Annotated in this window: 15 protein-coding genes; all 15 read left to right on the top strand. The window is 76.1% G+C overall.

Annotation, left to right across the window (positions count from 1 at the left end; all coding sequences use genetic code 11):
• Positions 1–151: 151 nt before the first annotated feature.
• Positions 152–361 carry an MbtH family protein gene (locus ACF07N_RS19810; protein WP_383339234.1) on the top strand — a complete coding sequence of 70 codons (210 nt, stop codon included), beginning with the start codon at positions 152–154 and terminating at the stop codon, positions 359–361.
• A 32-nt stretch (positions 362–393) separates the two neighbouring features.
• Complete coding sequence (locus tag ACF07N_RS19805) at positions 394–5,472, top strand: amino acid adenylation domain-containing protein (RefSeq protein ID WP_392114525.1); 5,079 nt, start codon at positions 394–396, stop codon at positions 5,470–5,472.
• Positions 5,469–11,927 carry an amino acid adenylation domain-containing protein gene (locus ACF07N_RS19800; protein ID WP_392114523.1) on the top strand — a complete coding sequence of 2,153 codons (6,459 nt, stop codon included), beginning with the start codon at positions 5,469–5,471 and terminating at the stop codon, positions 11,925–11,927. The genes ACF07N_RS19805 and ACF07N_RS19800 overlap by 4 nt, the downstream gene beginning before the upstream one ends.
• A gap of 13 nt (positions 11,928–11,940) precedes the next feature.
• The gene (locus ACF07N_RS19795) at positions 11,941–12,921 is read left to right on the top strand and encodes an ornithine carbamoyltransferase (protein WP_392114520.1); all 981 of its coding nucleotides are present in this window, start codon (positions 11,941–11,943) and stop codon (positions 12,919–12,921) included.
• 50 nt (positions 12,922–12,971) lie between these two features.
• Positions 12,972–14,369 (top strand): MFS transporter, encoded by a 1,398-nt coding sequence (locus ACF07N_RS19790; protein WP_392114517.1) that lies wholly within the window; start codon positions 12,972–12,974, stop codon positions 14,367–14,369.
• Between the two features lie 162 nt (positions 14,370–14,531).
• Positions 14,532–15,317, top strand: a complete 786-nt coding sequence (locus tag ACF07N_RS19785; RefSeq protein WP_383330525.1) for a Tat pathway signal sequence domain protein — start codon at positions 14,532–14,534, stop codon at positions 15,315–15,317.
• A gap of 115 nt (positions 15,318–15,432) precedes the next feature.
• Positions 15,433–16,635: an inositol-3-phosphate synthase gene (locus ACF07N_RS19780; protein WP_392114514.1), complete on the top strand. Its 1,203-nt coding sequence runs from the start codon at positions 15,433–15,435 to the stop codon at positions 16,633–16,635.
• Positions 16,632–17,912, top strand: coding sequence for an SCO3242 family prenyltransferase (locus tag ACF07N_RS19775; protein WP_392114511.1), 1,281 nt, complete (start codon positions 16,632–16,634; stop codon positions 17,910–17,912). Before ACF07N_RS19780 ends, ACF07N_RS19775 begins: the two co-directional genes overlap by 4 nt.
• A complete protein-coding gene (locus ACF07N_RS19770; RefSeq protein ID WP_392114508.1) occupies positions 17,909–18,895 on the top strand; it encodes a sugar phosphate isomerase/epimerase family protein in 987 nt (328 codons plus the stop codon). The genes ACF07N_RS19775 and ACF07N_RS19770 overlap by 4 nt, the downstream gene beginning before the upstream one ends.
• The gene (locus ACF07N_RS19765; protein WP_392114505.1) at positions 18,892–19,587 is read left to right on the top strand and encodes an EboA domain-containing protein; all 696 of its coding nucleotides are present in this window, start codon (positions 18,892–18,894) and stop codon (positions 19,585–19,587) included. Before ACF07N_RS19770 ends, ACF07N_RS19765 begins: the two co-directional genes overlap by 4 nt.
• 29 nt (positions 19,588–19,616) lie before the next feature.
• A complete protein-coding gene (locus tag ACF07N_RS19760; protein ID WP_383330510.1) occupies positions 19,617–20,474 on the top strand; it encodes a TatD family hydrolase in 858 nt (285 codons plus the stop codon).
• Positions 20,475–20,483: 9 nt separating this feature from the next.
• Positions 20,484–21,644, top strand: coding sequence for a metabolite traffic protein EboE (eboE, locus tag ACF07N_RS19755; RefSeq protein WP_383330507.1), 1,161 nt, complete (start codon positions 20,484–20,486; stop codon positions 21,642–21,644).
• A 29-nt stretch (positions 21,645–21,673) separates the two neighbouring features.
• Positions 21,674–23,029, top strand: a complete 1,356-nt coding sequence (locus ACF07N_RS19750) for an alkaline phosphatase family protein (RefSeq protein ID WP_392114838.1) — start codon at positions 21,674–21,676, stop codon at positions 23,027–23,029.
• A 31-nt stretch (positions 23,030–23,060) separates the two neighbouring features.
• Positions 23,061–23,876: a 4'-phosphopantetheinyl transferase family protein gene (locus ACF07N_RS19745; RefSeq protein WP_392114502.1), complete on the top strand. Its 816-nt coding sequence runs from the start codon at positions 23,061–23,063 to the stop codon at positions 23,874–23,876.
• 139 nt (positions 23,877–24,015) lie between these two features.
• Positions 24,016–24,696: a hypothetical protein gene (locus ACF07N_RS19740; RefSeq protein ID WP_383338160.1), complete on the top strand. Its 681-nt coding sequence runs from the start codon at positions 24,016–24,018 to the stop codon at positions 24,694–24,696.
• The last annotated feature ends 12 nt before the right edge of the window (positions 24,697–24,708 follow it).

Here is a 24,708-nt window from a genome sequence, read left to right as displayed (position 1 = left end):
ACGAGCCCCCGGCGCCCCTCGGCGCCGGGGGCTCGCCCCTGTCCACGGTGTCCCAGCGGACCGTATAGGTGGCCGATAAACGCCCGATAGCGCTCCGTTCAACCATGGGCCACACCTCACCGCGCAGAAGGGACACCCCATGGCTGAACACATGAGCGACGAAAACGTGTACCGCGTCGTGCTCAACGACGAGGAGCAGTACTCGATCTGGTGGGCCGACCGCGCCCTGCCCGCCGGCTGGCACGCCGAGGGCACCGAGGGCAGCCGCGAGGAGTGCCTGGAGCGCATCAACGCCCTGTGGACCGACATGCGCCCGCTGAGCCTGCGCCGCCGCATGGCCGAGGCCGGCGCCGGCAGCTGATCCGCACCGCCGATCCCGATGGAGGAGAGATCGTGAACGAGCCTGCGAAGTCGGGACGCGTCCCCGGCCATCTGCTGATACCGCAGCTGTTCCACGCACAGGCCGCCCGCACCCCCGACGCGGCCGCCGTCGTCCGGGCCGACGGCACCGCCGTCACCTACGCCGAACTGGCCGCGCTGGCCGACCGGTTCGCGGCCGGACTGCGGTCGGCCGGGGTGCGTCCCGGCGACTTCGCCGGGGTGTGCCTGCGCCGCGGCCCGGAACTGGTCGCCGCGTTCCTCGGCGTCTGGCTCGCGGGCGCCGCGTACGTGCCGCTGGACCCGCACCACCCGGCGGCCCGCCTGGCCGCGGTCCTGGCGGACACCGGGGACCCGGTCGTCCTCGCCGAGCGCGCCACCACGGACAGCCTGCCCGGCACCGTCCGCACGCTGACCGTCGAGGGCCTGCGGGACACCCCGGGCACCGAGAGCGCCGAAGGCGAACTGCATCACGAGGGAGTGCAGTTCGCCGCCGACGCCGACCACCCCGCCTACGTCCTGCACACCTCCGGATCCACCGGCCGCCCCAAGGGCGTGGTCGTGCCGCACGGCGGCATCGCCAACCGGGTGCGCTGGCTGGCGCACCGGCACGGGGTGGGCCCGGGCGACCGGATGCTGCTCAAGACGACCGTCGGCTTCGACGCCGCCGGCCTCGAACTGTTCGCCCCGCTCGTCGCGGGCGGCGCCGTGGCGCTCGCCCCCGAGGGCGCCGAGCGCGACCCGGCCGCCCTGCTGCGGGCCGTCATCGACGGCGGCGTGACGATTCTGCAGGGCGTGCCGTCCGTCTACCGGCGCCTCGTCGAGGAGCCCGGCTGGGAACGCGCCGGCGCGCTGCGCCTGCTCTTCAGCGCCGGAGAGCCGCTCCACGCCGAGCTGTGCCGTGCCCTGTCCGACCGGGTGCCCGGGGCGCAGATCTGGAACACCTACGGGCCCACCGAGGCGTCCGTCGACATCACCGAGCACCGCTGGGACCCGGCACAGGACACCGGGGCCGTGCCGATCGGGCGGCCCATCGGCAACATGCGCGTCCTCGTCCTGGACCAGGCGGGGCGCCCGGTGCCCGTGGGCGTCCCCGGCGAACTGCACGCGGGCGGCGTCGGTCTCGCCCTCGGCTACCTCGGCCGCCCCGACCTGAGCGCCGAGCGGTTCGTGCCCGACCCGCACCGGCCGGGCGCCCGCCTCTACCGCACCGGCGACCGGGCGCGCTGGCGCACCGACGGCGTCCTGGAGTACCTGGGCCGCCTGGACCACCAGGTCAAGGTCAACGGCGTCCGGATCGAGCCCGGCGAGGTCGAGGCCGCGCTCGCCGCCCACCCCTGGGTGCGCGCCGCCGTCGCGGCCGGCGTGCCCGACGGGCGCGGAGGACACCGGCTGGTCGCCTGGGTGCAGTCGCGCGGCGAGCCGCTCGGCCCGCAGGAGCTGCGCGCCTTCCTGCGCCACTCGCTGCCGGAGCCGCTGGTGCCGGCCGCCTACGTGCCGGTCACCGAGTTCCCGCTCACCCCGAACGGCAAGATCGACCGGTCCGCACTGCCCGACCCGGCGACCGCCGCCGCCGAGACCGCGCACCTCCCGGTCCGCACGCCCGCCGAGCGGGTCGTCGCCGAGGAGTGGACGCGGCTGACCGGCACCCCGGCCGCCGAGATCGGCGCCGACCACGACTTCTTCCAGCTCGGCGGCTCCTCGCTGATGCTCAACCGGCTCGCGGCCGGCCTGTCCCGAGCCGCCGGCCGGCCCATCCCGGCGACCGCGCTGCTGACCGCCACCACCGTGGAGCAGCAGGCCGCGCTGCTCACCCCCGGCCGGGCGGCGGACGGCACCGCCGTCCCCCCGGCGGAGCACTCCGTGACCCCGGTCGCCCGCGACCCGCACGGCCTGCCGCTGTCACCCGGCCAGCAGAGCATGTGGCTGCTGGACCGGCTGCGCCCCGGCAGCGCCGAGTGGAACGCGCCGGTCTTCCTCACCCTGCCCGCCGCGTACGACGACACGGTCGTCCGCGGGGCGCTCACCGCGCTCGCCGCCCGCCACGAGATCCTGCGCACCCGCTATCTGATCCGCGGCACCGAGCCGGTGCAGCTCGCCGACCTGCCGGCCGAGTGGGACGTCCGCTTCGCCCGCGCCGACACGGCCGACGAGCTGAACGCGCTGGTGGAGGCCGAGTTCGCCCTCCCCTTCGACCTGGCGCGAGGGCCGGTGCGCCGGGCCCTCGCGGTGCGCGGCCGGGGCACGCTGACGCTGCTGCTGAGCATCCACCACATCGCCTGCGACGGCTGGACCTCCGTCGTGCTGGAGCGCGACTTCAAGGCGCTCGCCGAGGCCCTGCACACCGGCACCGACGCCCACCTGCCCGCCCTGCCCGTCCAGTACGCCGACCACGCCGTCCACCGGCGCGCCCGGCTGACCGACACCTTCCTCAGGTCCGAACTCGCCCACTGGAAGGACACCCTGGACGGCATCACACCGGTCGACCTGCCCGCCGACCGGCCCCGCCCGGCCACCCGGGACGCGGCCGGCGCCGCGCACGTCTTCACCGTGCCGGCCCCGCTCGCCGAGCAGGCCGCCGCGCTCGGCCGCAGCTGCGGTGCCACCTTGCAGCAGACCCTGCTGACCGCGTTCGCCGCGCTCGTGGCCCGGTTCAGCGGCAGCTGGGACGTCCCGGTCGGGGTGCCGGTCGCCGGACGGCACGGCGACGAGGCCGCCGACGTGGCGGGCTACTTCCTCAACACGCTGGTGCTGCGCTGCGACGCGCCCCCCGGCACACCCTTCAGGAAGGCGCTGGTCCGGGTCCGCGACACCGCCCGGACGGCCTTCGCGCACCAGGAGCTGCCCTTCGACCGGCTGGTGGCGGAGCTGGACGACACCCGCGACCCCGCCCGCACCCCGCTCTACCAGGTCATGTTCGACGTGCACGAGGAGGGCCGCACCGGCACCGCGGTCGACGCCGGTGACGTGGCCGCCTTCCGCGGGGCCTGGCGCACCGCCCGCACCGACCTGACCTTCGTGCTCCAGCGCCGCCCCGACGGCTCGCTGCTCGGTCTCGCCGAGTACGCCACCGCCCTGTTCGACGCGGCCACCGTCGAGCGGCTGGCCGACTGCTGGATCCGGCTGCTGGAGTCGGTCACCGCCGACCCGGACCGCCGTCTTGCCGACGCCGACCTGCTGCCCCCGCCGCTCCGCGCCGAACTGCTCGGCCGCGGTCCCGGCCGGCCGGAGCCCGGCACGGTCACCGGACCCGAGCGGACCGTCGACGCCGCCATCGCCGCGGCGGCCCGGCGCGCGCCGCGGGACACCGCGGTCGAGTGCGGTGGCGAGAGGTGGACGTACGAGCGGCTGGAGCACCGGGCCGAGGCGTTCGCCGCCCGGCTGCGGGCCGCGGGCGCCGGCGAGGGCTCGGTGGTCGCCGTCCTGCTCGGCCGCACCCCCGACCTGGTCGCCGCCTTCCTCGGCGCGTGGCGGGCGGGAGCCGCCTACGTGCCGCTGGACCCGGCCGCCCCGGACGAGCGCACCGCGCACGTCCTGGCGGACGCGGCGGCGACGATCCTGATCACCGACGACACGCACGCCGCCCGGTTCACGGACCGCTTCGCGGGCCGGGTGCTGGACGTGCGCACGGTCGCCGAGACCACGCGTACCGGTGCCGCGGCCGCGCAGCCCGTCCCGGCGGTGGCCGACGACCCCGCCCGCCTCGCCTACCTCATGTACACCTCGGGCTCCACCGGGCGGCCCAAGGGCGTCGCCGTGGAGCACGGCTCGCTGCTCACCATGCTGCGCGCCTCCCAGGCCCACCTGGACTTCGGGCAGGGCCCCGACGACGCCTGGCTGGCGCTGGCCCAGGTCACCTTCGACATCTCCTGCACCGAACTGTTCATGCCGCTGGTGGCCGGAGGACGGGTGGTGCTCGCCCGGGAACAGGAGCAGCGCGACCACGCCGCCCAGCTGCGGATGATCGACACACACGAGGTCAGCCACCTCCAAGTGGCCCCGGCGCACTGGCAGATGCTGCTGGACGCGGGGCTCGGCCGCCGCCCGATCGTCGGCCAGACCGGCGGCGAACCCTGCCCGCCCGCGCTGGCCCGCGAACTCTCGCGCCGGCTCATGCGGTTCATCAACGAGTACGGGCTGACCGAGACCACCATCGCCGCCACCCGCTGGGACGCCGACGACACCGCCACCGGAGTGCCCGTCGGCCACCCCTACCCGCACGTGACGGCGTACGTCCTCGACGACCGTCTGCAGCCCGTGCCGTACGGCGTCACCGGCGAACTGTGCGTCGGCGGCGACGGGCTGGCCCGCGGCTACCACGGCCGCCCCGGCCCGACCGCCGCCGCCTTCGTGCCCGATCCCTACGGCCCCGCCGGGGCACGGCTGTACCGCACCGGCGACCGGGCCCGGATGCGGCCCGACGGCACCCTGGAGTTCGCCGGCCGCGCCGACGGGCAGGTCAAGATCCGCGGTCGCAGGGTGGAGACCGGCGAGGTGCAGGGCGTCCTCGTCGAGCACCCGGCCGTCGCCCACGCGTTCGTCACCGTGCACGGCTCCGGGCCCGAGGCCGCCCTGGTCGGCTACTGGACCCCCGCCCCGGACGCCGGGCCGGTCACCGAGGGCGACCTGCTCGACCACTGCGCCCGCCGGCTGCCCGACTACATGCTGCCCGCCTTGCTGGTGGGCCTGGAACGGCTGCCGCTGACCCGGCACAACAAGGTCGACACCGCCGCGCTGCCCGTGCCCGACCTGGCCGCCGCCCTCGCCGACGAGCCGTACAGCGCGCCCGAGGGACCGGTCGAGGAGGCCCTCGCCGCGATCTGGTCCGACGTGCTGTTTGGCGACGGCGACGGCACCGCCCGGCCGGTCGGGGCCCGCCAGGGCTTCTTCCGCCTCGGCGGCAACTCGGTCCGCGCGACCCGGGTGATCGCCCGCGTCCAGGAGGAGTTCGACGTCGAGCTGCCGCTGAGCGCCGTCTTCGAGCGGCCCACCGTGCGGGGCCTGGCCACCGCCGTGGAAGAGGCCGTACGCGCCGAGATCGAATCGCTCACCGAGGCCGAACTGGCCCTCGCCCACCGGGAGTACCAGCCGTGACCGCACCCACCGCACCGAACCGGGACCAGCTGGCGGCCGAACTGCTGCGCCGCCGGCTGGCCGCCCGCGCCGCAGGCCGCCGCGCGGTCCCGGCCGGCATACCCCGCGCCGACCGCTCGGCACCCCTCGTCCTCTCCGCCGGACAGCGCAGCCTGTGGTTCCTGCACCAGCTCGACCCGGACAGCCCCGAGTACCTGCTGCCGATGGTGTACCGGCTGCGCGGCGCCCTCGACACCGGCGCCCTGCGCCGCGCCTTCGACACCCTGGCCGCCCGCCACGAGATCCTGCGCACCCGGTACGTCCTCGACGGCACCGAGCCCCGCCAGGTGATCGACCCGGCCGGCCCGGTGGACTTCGCCGTCGTCCACGGCGGCGAAGGCGACGGTGACGCCGGCGGCCGCGCCGTCGCCTTCGCGGAGGAGCAGGCCGCGCTGCCCCTCGACCTCGCGACGCGGCAGCCGCTGCGCGTACGGCTGCTGCGGCTCGCCGCCGACGACCACGTGCTGGTCGCGGTGGTGCACCACATCGCCTGCGACGCGATGACCAGACCGCTGCTGCTGTCCGAGCTCTCGGCCCTGTACACGGCCGCCGTCGAGGGCCGCGACCCGGCGGGTGCGCTGCCCGAACCGGCCCTCCAGTACGCCGACTACGCGGCCTGGCGCGCCGAGCGGGACGGCTCACCGGCCGCGGCCGCCGGCCTGGCCTGGTGGCGGGAGCGGCTGGCCGGGCTCGCCCCGCTCGGGCTGCCCACCGACCGGCCCCGGCCCGCCGTCCGCGACGGCGCCGGCGCCGTCGCCCGCTTCGAGGTGCCCGCACCGGTCGCGGAAGGCCTGCGGGGACTCGCCCGGGAGGAGGGCGCCACCGCCTTCATGGCGCTGCTCGCCGCCTGGCAGCTGCTGCTCGGCCGCTACGCCGGCACCACCGACGTGTGCGTCGGCACCGCCTCCTCCGGCCGGACCCGGCCCGAGCTGCACCGGATGGCCGGCTACGCCTACAACACGCTGGCGCTGCGCGCCACCTGGCGGCCCGGGACACCCTTCCGCCGCTTCCTCGCCGACAGCCGTACGGCCGTGCTGGCCGCCTTCGACCACCAGGGCACCCCCTTCGACCGGATCGCCGACGAGGTGGAGCCGGAGCGGGACCTGTCCACCACCCCCGTCTTCCAGGCCATGTTCGACCTGGTCTCCGGCGAGGGCGGCCCCGAGGGTCCCGAACTGCCCGGCGTGGCCGTCGCGCCCGTACCGGCCCGGAGCCGCGTCTCCCGCTTCGACCTCACCCTGCACCTGGCCGAACGGCCGGACGGCAGCCTGCTCGGCAGCCTGGAGTACGCCACCGCCCTCTTCGACGCGGCCACCGCCGAGCGGATCACCCGCCACTACCGCACCCTGCTCACGGCGATAGCCCGGGACCCCGGCACCCCGGTCGCCGACCTCGACGTCCTGGACGCCGCCGAGCGCGCCCTGCTCCTCGACGGCCCGGCCGCCCCCGTCGGCACCGACCGCCCGCTGGAACCGGCCGCCCTGCGCCCGGTCCACGAGACGATCGCCGCGCAGATGGCGGCGACCCCGGACGCGCCCGCCCTGCGGCACGCCGGCACCACCGTCACCTACGCGGAACTCGACGCGCGGGCCGACCGGTTCGCCCGCCGCCTCACCGAGCTGGGCGCCGGCCCCGAGGCCGTCGTCGCCGTCCTCCTCGACCGCGGCCCCGACCTGGTCGCCGCGCTGCTGGGCATCTGGCGGGCGGGCGCCGCCTACCTCCCCGTCGACCCGGCCCACCCGGACGACCGCGTCGCCCACATGCTGGCGCAGACCGCGACCGCCCTGGCCGTCACCGAGACCCGGTACGCCGGCCGCCTGACCGGCGTCCGCACGGTCGTCGTCGACGACCCGGCCGACCGGGCCGCCCTGGAGACGGCCGACGCCGAGCTGCCCGCCGCCCACGACCTCGACCGGCTCGCCTACGTCATCTACACCTCCGGCTCCACCGGGCGCCCCAAGGGCGTCCTGATCGGCCACCGCGGCCTCGCCAACTATCTGGGCTGGACGGTCCAGGCGTACGCGAGCGCGGGCACCGGGGGAGCACCGCTGTTCTCCTCCATCGCCTTCGACCTGGGCGTGCCCGACCTGTACACGCCGCTGATGACCGGACAGCCGGTGCACCTGCTGCCGCAGGACGCCGACACCGCCGGCCTCGGCGCCCTGCTCGCGGCAGGCGGACCGTACGCCTTCATCAAGCTCACCCCGGGCCACCTCAACCTGCTGGTCGAGCAGTTGGGCCCCGAGCAGGTGCACGGCCTGGCCGGACTCGTCATCGCCGCCGGTGACTCCTTCACCGCCCGGCTCGCCGAACGGTGGGCGACGGCGGCGGGCGAGGGCGGCACCCGGCTGGCCGCCGAGTACGGGCCCACCGAGATCACCGTCGGCAACTCCGCCTACTTCCTGCGCGGACCGGTCGCCACCGAGCTGGTCCCCATCGGCCGGGCCGTCCCGAACACCACGATGTACGTCCTGGACGACCGGCTGCGCCCGCTTCCCACCGGCGTCCCCGGCGAGGTGTGGATCGGCGGCACCGGACTGGCCCGCGGGTACGCCGGCCGGCCCGACCTGACCGCCGAACGGTTCGTGCCCGACCCCTTCGGCCCGCCCGGCAGCCGCCTGTACCGCTCCGGCGACCTGGCCCGGGTACTGCCCGACGGCAACCTCGACTTCCTCGCCCGCGTCGACCACCAGGTCAAACTGCGCGGCTACCGCATCGAGCCGGGGGAGGTGGAGACCGCGCTCACCGCGCACCCGGCCGTCGCCGAGGCCGTCGCGCTCGTCCGCGAGGACACCCCCGGCGACAAGCAGCTCGTCGCCTACCTCGTACCGGCCCCCGGCGCCGCTGCCGACGACCTCGGCCCGGCCGCCCTGCGCGCCCACCTCGGCGCGTCGCTGCCGCCGTACATGCTGCCCACCGCCTACCTCACGCTGGACTCGCTGCCGCTGACCGGCAACGGCAAGCTCGACCGGCGCGCGCTGCCCGCGCCCGGCCGCGCCGCCACGGCCGTCGGCGCGCACGTCGAGGCCCGCACCGGCGCCGAACGGGCCATGGCCGCCGTGTGGGCGGAGGTGCTCGGCCTGGACACCGTCGGGGTGCGCGACAACTTCTTCGACCTGGGCGGTGACTCGCTGCGCGCGGTCGGGCTGGTCGGGGCGCTGCGCGCGGCCGGCTGGGAGACCAGCGTCCGGGACGTCTTCGAGCACCGCACCGTCGAACGCCTGGCGGCGGCCGTCGCCCGCACCGGCGCCCCGGACACCGACGCGTCCCGGACCGTCGCACGGTTCGCGCTGATCGACGCCGCCGACCGGGCGCGCCTGCCCGCCGGCGTCACCGACGCCTACCCGGTCTCCCGCATCCAGGCCGGGATGCTCGTCGAGATGCACGGCGGCAGCGGCGAGAACCGCTACCACAACATCACCTCCTTCCGGATCCGCGACGAACTCCCCTTCGACCCGGCCGCGTTCCAGCGGGCCGCCGACCTGATCGCCGAGCGGCACGAGGTGATGCGCACCTCCTTCGCCCTGGCCGGGTACTCCCAGCCGCTCCAGCTGGTGCACGCCGCCGCCCGTATGCCCGTCGTCCACGAGGACCTGCGCCACCTCCCCGAGGACGCCCGGCAGCAGGCCCTGTGGGACTTCGCCGACCGGGACCGGGCCGAGCTGTTCGACCTGACCCGGGCACCGCTGATGCGGATGGCCGTGCACCTCCTGGACGACGAGAGCTGGTGGCTGTCGATCACCGAGTGCCACCCCGTCATCGAGGGCTGGAGCTACCACTCCCAGCTGATGGAGATGCTCCGCGCCTACCGCGCCCTGCGCACCGGCGGCGAGCCCGACCCCGCGCCGCCCGCGCCCGCCGTCCGCTACGCCGACTTCATCGCCGGTGAGCTGCGCGCCCTCGACGACCCGGCCGACCAGGAGTTCTGGCGCGGGATCGTCGAGGGGCACGACAAGGTCACCGTGCCGCCCGGCTGGGCGGGCGACCCGGCGGAACCCGATGAGCGGTACCGCATCGACCTGCCGCTGACCGACCTGGAACCCGGCCTGCGCGCCCTGGCGACCGCCGCCGAGGTGCCGTACAAGAGCGTGCTGCACGCCGCGCACAGCAAGGTGCTGTCGCTGCTCACCCGCTCCGCCGCCTTCCGCGGCGGCATGGTCGCCGACGCGCGCCCCGAGGAGGCCGGCGCCGAGACCGTCTCCGGCATGTACCTCAACTCGGTGCCCTTCCCCTACGAGCGGACCGCCCGCACCTGGGGCGAACTGGCCCGGCAGGTCTTCGCGCACGAGGTCGCGCTGTGGCCGCACCGCCGCTACCCGATGCCCGCCATGCGGGTGCCCGGCGGCGAGGCCCACCTGATCGACGTGCTCTTCCACTACCTGGACTTCCACCAGGTCGACACCGAGCTGATCGACATCATGGCCAGCCGCGACGACAGCCCCAACGAGTTCCCCCTCGTCGTCGGCACCCCCGTCCGCGGCCACCTCTCATTCGCCTCCCGCACCCGCACGCTCTCCCGGCCCGCCGCCGGCCGGCTGGCCGCGCTGTACCGCGCGGTGCTCACCGACATGGCCCGTACGGGCGCCGGCGGCGACAGCACCGGCACCTACCCCGACCGGTACGAGAGCGCCCGCCTCAAGGCGCCCGCCCTGCCCCACCCCGACACCCCGGCCGACGTCCTCGGCGCCTTCGAGGAGCGGGCCGCCCGCACCCCGGCGGCCACCGCCCTGCACGGCGAGGACTTCCGCCTCTCCTACGGCGAGCTCGACGCCCGCGCCAACCGGATCGCCCGCCGGCTGCGCGCCCTCGGCGCCGCCGCCGAGACCCGGGTGGCGGTGCTGCTCGACCGCGGCCCGGACCTCGTCGCCGCCCTGCTCGGCGTGTGGAAGGCGGGCGCCGTGCAGGTGCCCCTCGACCCGTGCGCGCCGGACGCCCGGCTCGCCGGGGCCACGCCGCGGATCGCCGTCACCCAGCGCTCGTACTCCTTCCGGCTGCCCCAGGCGGACGTGCTGCTCGCCGAGGACGCCGCCCACGAGGGCGACGGCTCGCCGCTCGGCCTGCGCCACGACCCGGACCGGCTCGCCTACGTCCTGCACACCTCCGGCTCCACCGGCACCCCCAAGGCCGTCGAGGTCTCCCACCGGGCCCTCGCCCACTACCTCGACTGGGCCGTACGGCAGTACGCCGAGGCCGGTTCCGGCGGAGCGCCCTGGTTCACCCCGGCCGGCTTCGACCTCGGGATGCCCGCGCTGTACGCGCCGCTGATGACCGGGCAGCCCGTACGGGTGCTGCCGCAGAGGTACGGCACGGACGAGTTCGGGCCGCTGCTGCTGCGCGGCGCGCCGTACGCGTTCGTCGGCCTGACGCCGGGCCATCTGGCGCTGCTGGAGCACCAGCTGACCGACCGGGAACTGGCCGGGCTGGCCGCGCTCGCGGTCTGCGCCGGGGACGCCTACCCCACCGTGCAGGCCGGCCGGGTCGCGGCCCGGATCCGCGCCGGCGGCGGGGGCATGGCCCTGGGCGCCGAGTACGGGCCCACCGAGGCCACCGTCGCCGCCACCTACGGCCCCGTGCGCGCCCGGTCCGCGCGCGCACTGGTGCCGCTGGGCGCCCCGCTGCCCGGCGTCCTGGTCCGCGTCCTCGACGCGCAGCTGCGGCCCGTGCCCGACGGCGTCACCGGTGAGGTGTTCCTCGGCGGCGACGGACTCGCCCGCGGCTACGGCGGCCGTCCCGGCCTGACCGCGCTCGCCTTCCTGCCCGACCCGTACGGACTGCCCGGCACCCGCCTCTACCGCACCGGCGACCTGGCCCGGCGACTGCCGGGCGGGCACCTGGAGTTCGCGGGCCGCACCGACAGCCAGGTCAAGATCCGCGGCCACCGGGTGGAGCCCGGCGAGGCCGAGGCCGCCCTCACCGCCGACCCGGCCGTACGGGAGGCGCTGGTCACGGCGGTCCCGGCCGCCGACGGCGGGAAGCGCCTGGCCGCGTGGGTGGTGCCCGCCGAGGACCGCGCCGTCGAGGTCACCGCGCTCCGGGACCGGCTGCACACCCTCCTGCCCGCCGCACTCGTCCCGGCCACCGTCGAGGTCGTCGCCGCCCTGCCGCTCACCGCCCACGGCAAACGCGACCGGGCCGCCGTCGCGGCCCGCGAGGCGACCGGCGCGGGCGCGGCACCCTACACGGCACCGCGCACCGCCACCGAACGGCGGCTCGCCGCGGTCTGGGCCGAGGTGCTCGGCCTCGAACGGGTCGGCGTCGACGACGACTTCCGCGAACTCGGCGGCGACTCGCTGCTCGTGCCGCCGCTGCTGGTCGCCGCCCGCCGCGCGGGCCTCGCCCTCGACCTGGCCACGGCCCTGCGCCACCGCACCGTCGCGCGGCTCGCCGCCGCCCTGGACCACTCCGCAACCAGCTAGGGAAGGCTGACCCATGGAAGTCCCCCGGGACGTGCGCCACGCGCGCCACCTCATCTCCGTCGACGACCTCACCGACCACGAACTGCACCGCGTCGTCGCCCGCGGCGCCGCCTTCTCCGCGGGGCGCGCGGGCCCGGCCCGCCCGCTGGACGGCCTGGTCACCGGCGTCTACTTCGCCAAGACCTCCACCCGCACCCGCACCGCCTTCTCCTCCGGCGCCCTGCGCCTGGGCGCCTCCCTGATCTCCTACGGACCCGGCGACCTCCAGCTCAACACCGGCGAGACCACCGAGGACACCGGCCGGGTGCTGTCCGGCATGCTCGACGTGCTGGTGGCCCGCACCGCGGGACCGGAGGCGGAACTGCGCGGCTGGGCCGGCCAGCACCGGATGGCCGTCGTCAACGCCATGACGTCCGAGGAGCACCCCACCCAGGCGCTGACCGACCTGACCACCCTGCTGCGGCACTTCGGCCGCATCGAGGGCCTGCGCGTCCTGTACGCCGGTGAGGGCAACAACACCGCGGCGGCGCTCGCCCTGGCCCTCGGCCGCTACTCCGGCGTCCACCTCGACCTGCGCACCCCGCCCGGTTACGGGCTCACCCCGTCCGTCGCCGCGCGGGCCGCGGCCCACGCCGCCCGCAGCGGCGCCCGGATCACCGAGCGGCACGACATGGCCGCCCTCGACGGGGCGTACGACGTCATCTACACCACCCGCTGGCAGACCACCGGCACCAGCAAGCCGGACGCGAACTGGCGGGAGATCTTCGCGCCGTTCCAGGTCGACGCCCGGCTGTGGGACGACTCGCCCCGCGCCGTGTTCATGCACGACCTGCCGGCCCACCGCGGCGAGGAGGTCACGGCGGACGTCCTGGACGGCCCGGCGAGCATCGCCTTCGCGCAGGCCACCAACAAGATGCACAGCGCCATGGCGGTCCTGGAGCACGCGTGCGCCCCGCTGACGGCCCGCGTGCCCCAGATCGCCTCCGTCCGATGAGCGGCCCCACGGGTCGTCCGGCCACGGACCCCTCGGAAGTACCGTGGCTGATGACGGAGCAGACGCGCGCAGGCGGCGAGAGCGGGGTGGGTACGGTCACCGAGGCGTCCGAGCCGGCACCGGGCACCGCACCGGACCCGGCGCCCGCCGAGCCCGAGCCCGCGCCCCGCCCGCCGCTGCGCCGCAACCGGGACTTCACCCTGCTGTGGGGCGGGGCCGGGCTGTCGCTGCTGGCCGGGCGGGCGACCGCGGTGGCCTATCCGCTGACCGTGCTGTGGGCCACCGGATCGCCGGGCGACGCCGGACTGGTCGGCACCGCCCTGCTGCTGCCCATGCTGCTGATGCAGCTGCCGGGCGGGGTGCTCGTCGACCGCTACGACCGGCGGCGCATCATGATCGGCGCCGGGCTCGGCCAGGCACTGATCGCCGTGGCGGTGACCGCGCTGCTGCTCAGCGGACGCACCTGGCTGTGGGCGCTGCTGGCCGCCGCGTTCGCCGAGGGCGCCCTCGGCGTGCTCCACCAGCTCGCCGAACGGGCGGCCGTGCCGGCCGTCGTCCCGCGCGAACAGCTGCCCGCCGCGCTCACCGGCAACGAAGCCCGCACCCGCGGCGCCGCCATCGCCGGGCAACCGCTCGGCAGCGGACTCGTCGCGCTCGGCGCCGCACTGCCCTACGCGGCCGCCGCCGTCGCCCAACTGGCGTCCCTCGTCTGCCTGTCCGGAGTACGAGGCAAGCTCCAGCACACCCGCACCGGACCGCCGGCCCGGCTCGGCACCGAGATCCGCGAGGGCCTGGTGTGGATGTGGCGGCAGCCCTTCCTGCGGGCCGTGATGACCGCCGTCGCGGTCACCAACGTCCTCTTCCAGGGCCTCAACCTGGCCGTGATGGCGGGCATCCAGGAGCGCGACGGCACCCCCTTCGAAGTCGGCCTGGTGCTCTCGCTCAGCGGCGCCGGCGGGCTCGTCGGCGCCCTCACCGGCGGCTGGTGGAGCACCCGGTTCCCGCTGCGGACCCTGGTCCTGGGCGGACTGCTCGCCTGGACCGCCTTCATGATCCCGGTGGCCGCCGCCCTGGACACCCCCGTCCTGCTGGGCGCCCTGTTCGCGGCGAGCGGCTACGTCGGCGGGGTCTTCAACGTCGCCGGCGGGGTCCTGCTCGTACGGGCCGCGCCCGACCGGCTGCGCGGCCGCGCCAACTCCGTCGCGAACCTGGTGGGTTCGGGCGCCATGGCGGCCGGGCCGGTCGCCGCGGGCTTCCTCCTGGAGGCCACGGACGCCCTGCGCACCGCCCTGGCCCTCAGTGCCGTCATGGCGCTCACGGCACTGGTGGCGCTGGCCTCGCCCGGCCTGCGCCGGGAGCCGTTCCCCGAGCCGGGGGACACCCCTGCCGGCGACCCCGGGAACACCCCCGCCGGCGACCCCGGGAACACCCCCCGCGAGCGTCCCTGAGAGCTGCCCGGAAACCGGCCCTGACCTGCCGGTTTCCGGTATAGGTCGCCGATAGGGCCGTACGCGAGAGTCATAGCACGCACAGCACTCGGGCCACGGGCCCGCGTCCTCGCCCGACACCCCGTGAACCCGCCCCTTCCGCCCCGTGTAAGGAGAACGCGCATGACGCTCAACACCCTGGACCGCAGGAGCGCGCTGCGGGCCGCCCTCGGCGTCGCCGGAGCAGCCGCCACGGCGTCCCTCGTCGGCGCCACGCCCGCCGAGGCCCACGGCCGCCACCCCTCCCTGCCGCGGGTCCCGGGCATGGTCGGCGACCGCTGGGCGAACGAGTTCTGGTACCAGTACGACGAGATGTCGTACTACACCCCGTCCCAGGAGATGTCGGACGCGGTCTACGCCATCGTCGAGCCGTTCGGCGGCTTCACCAAGACCTACGACGCCTGGGTCGAGACCCGCAAGAGCGGCCGCTACCCGCGCAGCTTCGCTGAGCTGATCAGGCCGAACAAGGCCGCCTTCGAGGTCATCTCCCGCGAGCAGATCAAGGTCTACGACCGGTTCTACGGCCGCGACCCGCGCGGACTGCTCTTCGCCTTCCAGGAGTACGGCCAGGGCACGCTGTTCGACCCGCGCCGTCCGGACGGCCAGAAGGTCCACATGATGAACTACACGCCGCCGTCGCCAACCCACGCCTACCACCGCTGGCACCCGTTCCTGGCCGGCTTCGCGCTCCTCGGCATCAAGCCGCACTACTGGACCCACATCAACCGGCTCGTCGGCGTCGCCTGGGAGCTGCAGTCGCTGGCCCAGCCGATCACGGACCGCGACGACAACCCGCACCTGCCCAAGCGCACCGTCCGCCGCGTCACCGCCAAGTGGATGGGCCGCGACCGCGCCGAGCTCGACAGGGCCTTCGACGTCTGGCCCTTCCCGGCAGACCTCGGCAAGTAGCGGCACGCAGCGGCAGACACCGACCCAACCGGGCAGGGGGCGCCCCCGCGGCGCCCCCACCGGCCCCCGTCCCGACCCGGCTCAGCCCCGTCCCAGCGCAGGAGGCACGTTCACCATGCAGGACACCGCCCGCTCCCTCGGATCCTCTCCCCGTATCGGCGTCTGGCTGGTCGGCGCCCGGGGCTCGGTCGCGACCACCGCCGTCGCGGGCGTGGCCGCCATCGCAGCGGGCCTCGCCTCCGCGACCGGATGCGTCACCGAGTCCCCCGACTTCGCCGGCGCCGGCCTGCCGGACCTCGCCGACCTCGTCTTCGGCGGCCACGACGTGGTCGACGTGCCGCTGACGGTGCGGGCGGGCGAACTGGCCCACGCGGGCGTCCTGCCCGCCCCCGTCGTCGCCGCGGTGCGCCCCGCCCTGGAGACCGCCGACGCCGCGATACGCGACGGCTCGCCGCTGCCCGGTGAGCCGCAGTACACCACCGCCCGCCGCCTCGCGGCCGACATCGACGACTTCCGCACACGGCACGGCCTGGAGCAGGTCGTCGTCGTCAACGTCTCCTCCACCGAACCGCTGCCCGAGCCCGACCCCGCCTTCCTCGACCTCGCCGGCCTCGACAAGGCCCTCGCCGCGAGCACGGACCTGCTGCCGCCGAGCGCGCTGTACGCGTACGCCGCCTTCCACGCCGGCTGCGCCTACGTCAACTTCACCCCGTCCGCCGGTGCCGCGCTGCCCGCCCTGGAGGAACTCGCCCGGCTGCGCGGGGTCCCGCACGCGGGCCGCGACGGCAAGACCGGCGAGACGCTGGTCAAGAGCGCCCTCGCGCCGATGTTCACGCAGCGCGCGCTTCGGCTGCGCTCCTGGTCCGGCACCAACCTGCTCGGCGGCGGCGACGGCGCCACCCTCGCCGACCCCGCCGCCGCGCGCAGCAAGACCGAGTCCAAGCAGCGCGCGCTGGAGGAGACCGTCGGGCACGCCGTCGAAGGCGTCGTGCACATCGACAACGTGCCGGAGCTGGGGGAGTGGAAGACCGCCTGGGACCACATCACCTTCGAGGGCTTCCTCGGCGTGCGCATGACCCTCCAGTTCACCTGGCAGGGCTGCGACTCGGCGCTGGCGGCGCCGCTCGTGGTGGACCTGGTCCGGCTCGCCGCGCTGGCCCGCCGCCGCGGGGAGAGCGGGGCGCTGCCCGCGCTCGGCTTCTTCTTCAAGGACCCGGCGGCCTCGGCGGAGCACAACCTGACCCTGCAGTACGGAGCCCTGACCGCGTGGGCGGCCGTCCCCGCCGAGGCCGCGCGCCGGTCCGGGGTGGCGCGATGACCACCGCGACCGCGCCGCCCCCGGTGGCGGACGCTGCCCCGGCACCCGAGCAGCCGCAGCCGCGCCGTCGCACCCTGCGGGAGATCACCCGCGGTGCCCGCGACACGCTCACGGCGTGCCGCGCCGCGGCCCGGGCGGCGGCGACGGCGTTCCGGACGGCGCGGGAGACCCCTGCCGCTCCTCACCGCCGCCCCCGGTACGACACCGGATACCGGCCCCGTTCCGTCGCGGTACGGCAGCACGCCGCCGCGGTCGCCGAGCTGGTACGGGCGCCCGCCGCGCTCACCGTCCCCGGCGACGTCCTGGCCGGCGCGCTCGCCGCCGGCCGCCCGGCGGGCGGCCGGACCCTGCTCCTGGCCGCCTCCTCCGTGAGCCTGTACTGGGCCGGCATGGCCCTCAACGACTGGGCCGACCGCGAGGAGGACGCGCGCGAACGCCCCGAACGCCCGGTACCGTCCGGGCGGATCAGTGCCGGGGCCGCGCTGGGCATCGCCGGCGGGCTCACCGCCGCGGGCCTCGGCCTGGGCGCGCTCGCCGGCGGCCGCCGCGTCCTGCTGCGCCGGACCCTGCCGCTGGCGGCGACGGTGTGGGCGTACGACCTCGGCCTGAAGCACACCCCGCTGGGACCCGTCGCGATGGCGGCGGCCCGTGCCCTCGACGTGCTGCACGGCACCGGCCCCTCGCCGGCCGGTCCCGCGCTGCGCGCCGCGGCCACGGTCGGCGCCCACACCTGGGCGCTGACCCGGCTCAGCCGCCACGAGGTGAACGGCACGGCGGGCCACGAGCCCCTGCTGTCCCTGGCCGTGACGGCGGCGGTGACCCTGGCGGCGACGGCCGGCACCCCGGGGGCCCGCGAACGCCGGCGTCCGGACTCCGGTGCCGCCGCGGCGCGGCAGGCGTCGAGCGGCCCGCCGGCCACCCCGTCCGCCGTGGCGCGTCACCCGGCCGGCCCGGTGGCGCGTCACCTCCCCCGGCCCGTCGCGCGACACGCCCCCGGCACCGGCGCGCCACGCCCGGCCGGCCGCTCCGCCACGGTGACCGCCGTGACCGCCCTGGCCGCCTCCGGCTACGCCGTCACCTGCGCCCGCGCGCAGTGGGCCGCCTGGCGCGACCCGGACGCCGCGCGGACCCGGGCCGCGGTCGGCGCCGGCATCCACGCCCTCCTGCCCCTCCAAGCGGCCCTCGTCTCGCGCACCGGCGCCACGAAGCTCGCCGCCCTGCTCGCCGCGGTCCTCCCGCAGGCGGCCCGCCTCGCCAGGAAGGTGTCCCCGACATGACAGCCCACCAGGCAGCCCGCCCGGGCGGGACGCCCGGCGCCGCGCTCCCCGCGGACCCGCACCCGGCGGGCACGGGACGCCTCCGCTTCGCCTACGGCACCAACGGCTTCGCCGACCACCGGCTCACCGACGCCCTCGCGGTCCTCGCCGACCTCGGGTACGACGGGGTCTCGCTCACACTCGACCACCAGCACCTCGACCCGTACGCCCCTGCTCTGGCGGCCCGCGTCCGGGAGGCGGGGCGGGCGATCCGGCGGGCCGGTCTGGCCGTGGTCGTCGAGACCGGGGCGCGCTATCTGCTCGACCCGATGCGCAAGCACCGGCCGACGCTGCTGAGCGCCGAGCCCGAGGGGCGGGCCGCCCGGCAGGAGCTGCTGCGGCGCGCGATCGTCATCGGAGCCGAACTGGGCGCCGAGGCCGTGCACTTCTGGAGCGGCACCCCCGACCCCGGCACCACCCGGGACGAGGCATGGAAGCGGCTGGAGGAGGGCTGCGCGACGGCCCTCGCCGACGCCGGACGGGCCGGGGTCCGGCTCGCGTTCGAGCCGGAGCCGGGCATGCTCGTCGCCGACCTGGCCGGGTACCGCAGGCTGTGGCGGTCGCTCGGCGCGCCGGACCGGTTCGGGCTGACCCTGGACATCGGGCACTGCCGGTGCCTGGAGCCGTACCCGGAGCCCCGGTGCGTCGAGCTGGCCGCCGGCACGCTGGCCCATGTGCAGATCGAGGACATGCGGCGGGGCGTGCACGAGCACCTGCCGTTCGGGGCGGGGGAGATCGACTTCCCGCCGGTCCTGGACGCGCTGCGCACGGCCGGGTACCGCGGCCTGGTCTCCGTGGAGCTGCCCCGGCACAGCCACGCCGCGACCGCGACGGCCCGCCACAGCATCGAGTTCCTGCGCGCCGCGGCGGCCCGGACCGCCGTACCCGCGCCCCGCGCTCCCCGTGCGCCCGCACCCCTCTCGAAGGAGGTCACACCGACATGACCGCACCCACACTGACGCAGGCGCCCGGGGCCGTCCACGACGCCCTGACCGTGCGCACACTGAAGGAGTCCCTGCTCTCCGTCCTCTCCACGGACCAGCGGAACCGTTTCGTCCGGGACGCCGTCGCCGTCGCCGACCAGGGCGCCACCGCCCTGGACACCCGCTTCCCCGCGGCCGGCCGGTACTACGGACGCGGCCCGCTGCCCGGCTGGGCCGGCTGGAGCGTGGAGGACGGCGTCCGCACCGCCCTGCTGCTGCGGCTGCCGGCACAGGGCGACGACCTGGCGGCGGAGGTCGCCGACCGCTACCGGGGCGGCGACGCCGCCGAGCGCCGGGGCGTCCTGCGCGCCCTGCCGTTCCTGCGCATCGGTGCCGCCGGCCTGACCCTCACCGACGACGCGCTGCGCACCAACGACACCCGGCTGATCGCGGCCGCCCTCGGCCCGTACGCCCGTGTCCACCTGGACCAGTACCGCTGGCGCCAGGCAGTGCTGAAGTGCCTGTTCACCGGGATCCCGCTGCACCGCGTCGCAGGCCTGCACGAACGCCGTGACGCCGAACTCGCCCGCATGGCCCAGGGGTTCGCCGCCGAGCGGCGGGCCGCCGGCCGGACCGTACCGGCCGACCTGTGGCTCGTCGCCACCCAGGACGCCGCGTCCGCCACCGCGGACCGAGCCCCGTACGACGCCTGACCCACCCACCCCGAGCGGAAGCCACGGCCATGCGCATCTTCGATCCCCACATCCACATGACGTCCCGTACGACGGACGACTACAAGGCGATGCACGCCGCGGGCGTCCGGGCCCTGGTGGAGCCCGCGTTCTGGCTCGGCCAGCCCCGCACCCACCCGGCGAGCTTCACCGACTACTTCGACTCGCTGCTGGGCTGGGAGCCCTACCGCGCCGCCCAGTTCGGCATCCGCCACTACTGCACGATCGGCCTGAACCCCAAGGAGGCCAACGACCCGCGCTGCCTGCCGGTCCTCGACCTGCTGCCGCGCTACCTCGCCAAGGACGGTGTGGTCGCGGTCGGCGAGATCGGCTACGACACCGGCACCGACGCCGAGGAGACCGCCTTCGTCCGGCAGCTGGAGCTCGCGGCGGAGCACGGCCTGCCCGCCCTGGTGCACACCCCGCACCGCGACAAGGCCGGCGGAACCCGGCGCTCCCTGGACGCGGTGCGCGCCTCCGGCATCGACCCGGCCCTGGTCGTCCTGGACCACCTCAACGAGGTCACCGTCGGCGAGGTCGCCGGCAGCGGCTGCTGGATGGGCTTCTCCATCTACCCCGACACCAAGATGACCGCCGAGCGCATGGTCGCCGTCCTGCAGCGCTTCGGCACCGAGCGCGTGCTCGTCAACTCGGCGGCCGACTGGGGCCACAGCGACCCCCTGCTGACCCGCGCCACCGCCGAGGCGATGCTCGCCGCCGGCTTCGACGAGGACGACGTGGACCGGGTCCTGTGGCGCAACCCGGTCAGCTTCTACGGGCAGTCGGGCCGGCTGGACCTCGACGGCTACAACGAGACCCAGGCCGCCGGACTGTTCGCGGGCAACTCCATCGCCCGCGGCGGGAGCTGAGGCCCCCTCATGCGCTTCCGACACCCTGACGGCAGCACCGTCCACCTGGCGTACTGCACCAACGTGCACCCCGCCGAGACCCTCGACGGCATCGTCGGCCAGCTCGCCGCCTACGCCGAGCCCGTGCGCGTCGCCGCCGGTGCCCGGCTGATCGGCATCGGCCTGTGGCTGCCCGCCGAGACGGCCGGCGCGCTCGCCGCCGACCCGGCCGGCGTGGCCCGGCTGCGCCGCGAGCTGAGCAGCCGCGGCCTGGAGACGGTCACCCTCAACGGCTTCCCCTACCGCGGCTTCCACGCCCCCGTCGTCAAACGGGCCGTGTACTACCCGGACTGGTCGGAACCGGCCCGGCTGGAATACACGCTCGACCTGGCCCGGGTGCTCGCCGGACTGCTGCCCGACGGCACGGCGCGCGGCTCGATCTCCACCCTGCCGCTGGCCTGGCGCACGGTGTGGACCTCGGCGCAGCGCACCACCGCGGCCCGGCAACTGGACGCGCTCGCGGAGGGGCTGAAGCAGATCGCCGCCGACACCGGCAAGACCGTACGCGTCGGCATCGAACCGGAGCCCGGCTGCGTGGCCGAGACCACCGAGCAGGCCGTCGACGTGCTGGCCGGCACCGACCCGCAGTGGATCGGCGTCTGCCTCGACGCCTGCCACCTCGCCGTCGCCCACGAGGAACCGGCCGCCGCGCTGGCCCGGCTGCGCGAGGCGGGCATCCCGGTGGTCAAACTCCAGGCGTCCACCGCGCTGGAGGTCCCCGATCCCACGGGAAGCTCCGTACGCGAGGTGCTCGCACCCTTCGCGGAGCGGCGGTTCCTGCACCAGACCAGGGAGGCGGGCCCGGGCGGGGCGCTGCTGGCCTGCGACGACCTCGGGGGCGCCCTCGCCGGCGCGCTGCCGGGCCGGTCGCCCTGGCGCGTCCACTACCACGTGCCCCTGCACCAGGAGCCGCCACCGCCACTGGCCGGAACGCGTGAGGTGCTGCGCGCCACCCTGCGGACGCTGTTCGCGGGGGAGCGGGCGGTCACCGACCACGTCGAGGTGGAGACCTACACCTGGTCCGTGCTGCCCGGCCACCAGGACGACGCCCTCGTGACCGGCCTGGCCGCCGAGATGACCTGGATGCGGGACGAACTGACGGCCCTCGGTATGGCGCAGGTGACGTCGTGACCGGCCACCGGACGGGCCGGCAGGTCGCCGTGCTGTGCACGGTCGGCCTGACGAGGCGGCTGCTCGACGAGATGCCCCAGGTGCGCGCGGTCGGCGAACAGGGCTTCACCGCCCGCCTCGACACCGTCTTCCCGGCCGTCACCGCGACCGTGCAGGCCACCCTGACCACCGGGGCGCTGCCGCGCGAGCACGGGGCGGTGGCCAACGGCTGGTACCACCGGGACCAGGGCGAGGTCATGATGTGGCGCCAGCACAACGGGCTGGTGCACGGCGAGAAGGTCTGGCAGGCGGCCCGCCGCCGCGACCCGGAGCACTCCACCGCCTACCTGTGCTGGTGGTGGGCGATGGGCGCCGGCGTCGACACCGTCCTCACCCCCCGCCCCGTCTACCACCACGACGGCCGCAAGTCCCCGGACTGCTACACCGTCCCGGCCTCCCTGCGCGACGAACTCACCGTCGCCCAGGGCGACTTCCCGCTCTTCCAGTACTGGGGCCCGACCGCGTCGATCGCCTCCACCCGCTGGATCGCGGGCGCCGCCCGCTACGTCGTCGACCGCCGCCGCCCCGACCTCACCTTCGTCTACGTCCCGCACCTCGACTACGACCTCCAGCGGTACGGCCCCGACAGCCCGCAGGCCGTCCGCGCCGCCCGGGAGACCGACGCGGCCCTCGCCCCGCTCCTCGCCGACCTGCGCGAGCGCGGCACGACGGTGGTCGCGCTGAGCGAGTACGGCATCAGCCCGGTGAGCCGGCCCGTCGACATCAACCGCGCCCTGCGCCGCGAGGGACTGCTCTCGGTGTACGCCCAGCGCGGCATGGAGTACCTCGACCCGCACACCTCGCGGGCGTTCGCCGTCGCCGACCACCAGGCCGCGCACGTCTACGTGGCCGACCCCACCGACGTCCCGCGGGTGCGGGACGTGCTGAAGGCACTGGACGGTGTCGACGAGATCTGGGACCGCACCGAGCAGGCCGCGTACGGCATCGACCACCCCAACTCCGGGGAGCTGGTCGCGGTCTCGGAACCGGACGCCTGGTTCACCTACTACTACTGGCTCGACGACGCCCGCGCGCCCGACTTCGCACGCGGCGTCGACATCCACCGCAAGCCGGGCTACGACCCCGCCGAGCTCTTCTTCGACCCGTCGATCCCGGCGGTGAAGGCGAAGGCGGCACTGACCCTGCTGCGCAAGAAGGCCGGGATGCGCGCACCGCTGACCGTGGTGCCGCTCGACCCCGGCCTGGTCAGGGGCAGCCATGGACGGCTGCCCTCCGACGACCGGGACGGGCCGTTGCTGCTGTGCTCCGACCCGGCTCAGGAACGGGACCGCTACCACGCCACCGAGGTGAAGGAACTCCTTCTGCGCCTCAACGGACTGGCCTGAGACCGGCCGTGACGACACGAGAGGAGGAAAGATGTCATCGCTATCGGCCCCGGCCGCCGCGCACATCGATCACGCGGCGGACATCAGCGACGTGTACGTGCCGGAGACGGCACGCGCGGTGGTGGCCCGGCTGGAGGAGAACGGCGCGGCACACGTGTGGTGGTGGCCGCTGGACGAGGCCGTGGACCCGGTCGACTTCGCGCTGCTGGACGAGGCGGAACGGGCCCGTGCCCGCCGCTTCCACGCGGCACGGGACGCGGCGGCCTTCACGACCACCCGGGCGGGCGCGCGCAGGGCGGTGGCGGAACTGCTGGGCGTGGCCCCGCAGTCCGTCCGCTTCGGCCGGCGCGTCTGCCCCGGCTGCGGCGACGCCGAACACGGTCCGCCCGCGGTCGTCCGGCCGCCCGTGCCGCTCGCGGTCAGCCTGTCCCGCACCACCGGCTGCGGTGTGCTGGCGGTCCGGGCGGGCGCCTGGGTGGGCGTCGACGTGGAGGCGTACCGCACCGTGGAGTCCGCGGCACTGGCGGAACTGGTCCTCACGCCGGACGAGCGCGAGCAGCTGCTGTCCCTAGAGGAGGGCCCGGAGCGCACGCGGACCTTCCACCGGGCCTGGACCCGGAAGGAGGCGGTCGTCAAGGCGGTCGGCCTGGGCCTGATGGGCATGCCGCTGAACACCCTGGACGTGAACCCGTCCACGGACGGCCCGCTGACCGTGCGTCACGTGCACCGCGAGCGCACCACCACCTGGCACGTGGAGGACCTGCACCTGCCGGGCCCCTGGTCGGCCTCCCTGTCCCGCCCGTCCGCCGGCCGGCTGGGCCCGGTCCACGTCCATCCGCCCGCCTGACCCCCGTACCGATCCGTCGGTACGGACCCCGCCCCGGGGAGCGTCCCCCGGCTCCCGGGGCACCACGGTTCCCGGCCCCCGGCCCTCCCCGGCGGAGGCCGGGAACCGTCCCGGCCGGCATCACCGCGAGGGAGGAACGATGACCCGCACCACCGGCACCGGCACCCCGGTCCTGACCCCGCCCCCCGAACCCCCGCCGGCCCGTAAGGGCCCCCCGCACACTCCGTCCCCCGGCGCCGCTCTGGTCGGGGGCGGACTCGCCGCGGCCGGTGCCGCCCTGCTGACCGGCGTGCTCGCGGCGGGCGCCCTGCGCGACTTCCTGGACCGGATGGCCGGCGTCGTCGCCCTGGTCGCCCTCTCCGCGGCCGTCGTGCTCGGCCTGGCCACCGCCCTGCGCGGACTGCTGGCGCCCGCGGTCCGCTCGCACGCGCAGCGCCTGCACCGCGCGCTCGGCGCGGTGGGCGTCGGCGCGCTGCTCACCCACATCGGCGTGAAGGTGGCGGGCGGCCGGGTGGACGCCGCGGCGGCCGCGCTCGGCTGGGGCAGCGGCGACGTCCTGGTCGGCCTGGGCACCCTCGCCTGCCACCTCTTCCTGCTCGCCCTGGCCACCGGCATCTGGCGCGGCGTCTTCGCGCGACGCCGCTGGATCCGCCCGTTCCGCTTCCTCCACGGCGCCTCCTACGCCGCCTGGGCCGCCGCCCTGGCCCACGGCCTCACGGCGGGCCGCCCCCCGGCCCCCTGGGTTACGGCCGCCTACCTGACGACGGCCGCGGCGGTGGCGGCGACCCTCATCCTGCGCTGGACCCGGCGCCGCACCTGACGGGAGCGCGGC

Source organism: Streptomyces sp. NPDC015242, from assembly GCF_043079125.1.
In the GTDB taxonomy this organism is placed as follows: domain Bacteria; phylum Actinomycetota; class Actinomycetes; order Streptomycetales; family Streptomycetaceae; genus Streptomyces.
The sequence above is the reverse complement of the archived record's forward strand: the minus strand, read 5'-3'. Positions and strand labels throughout refer to the sequence as shown.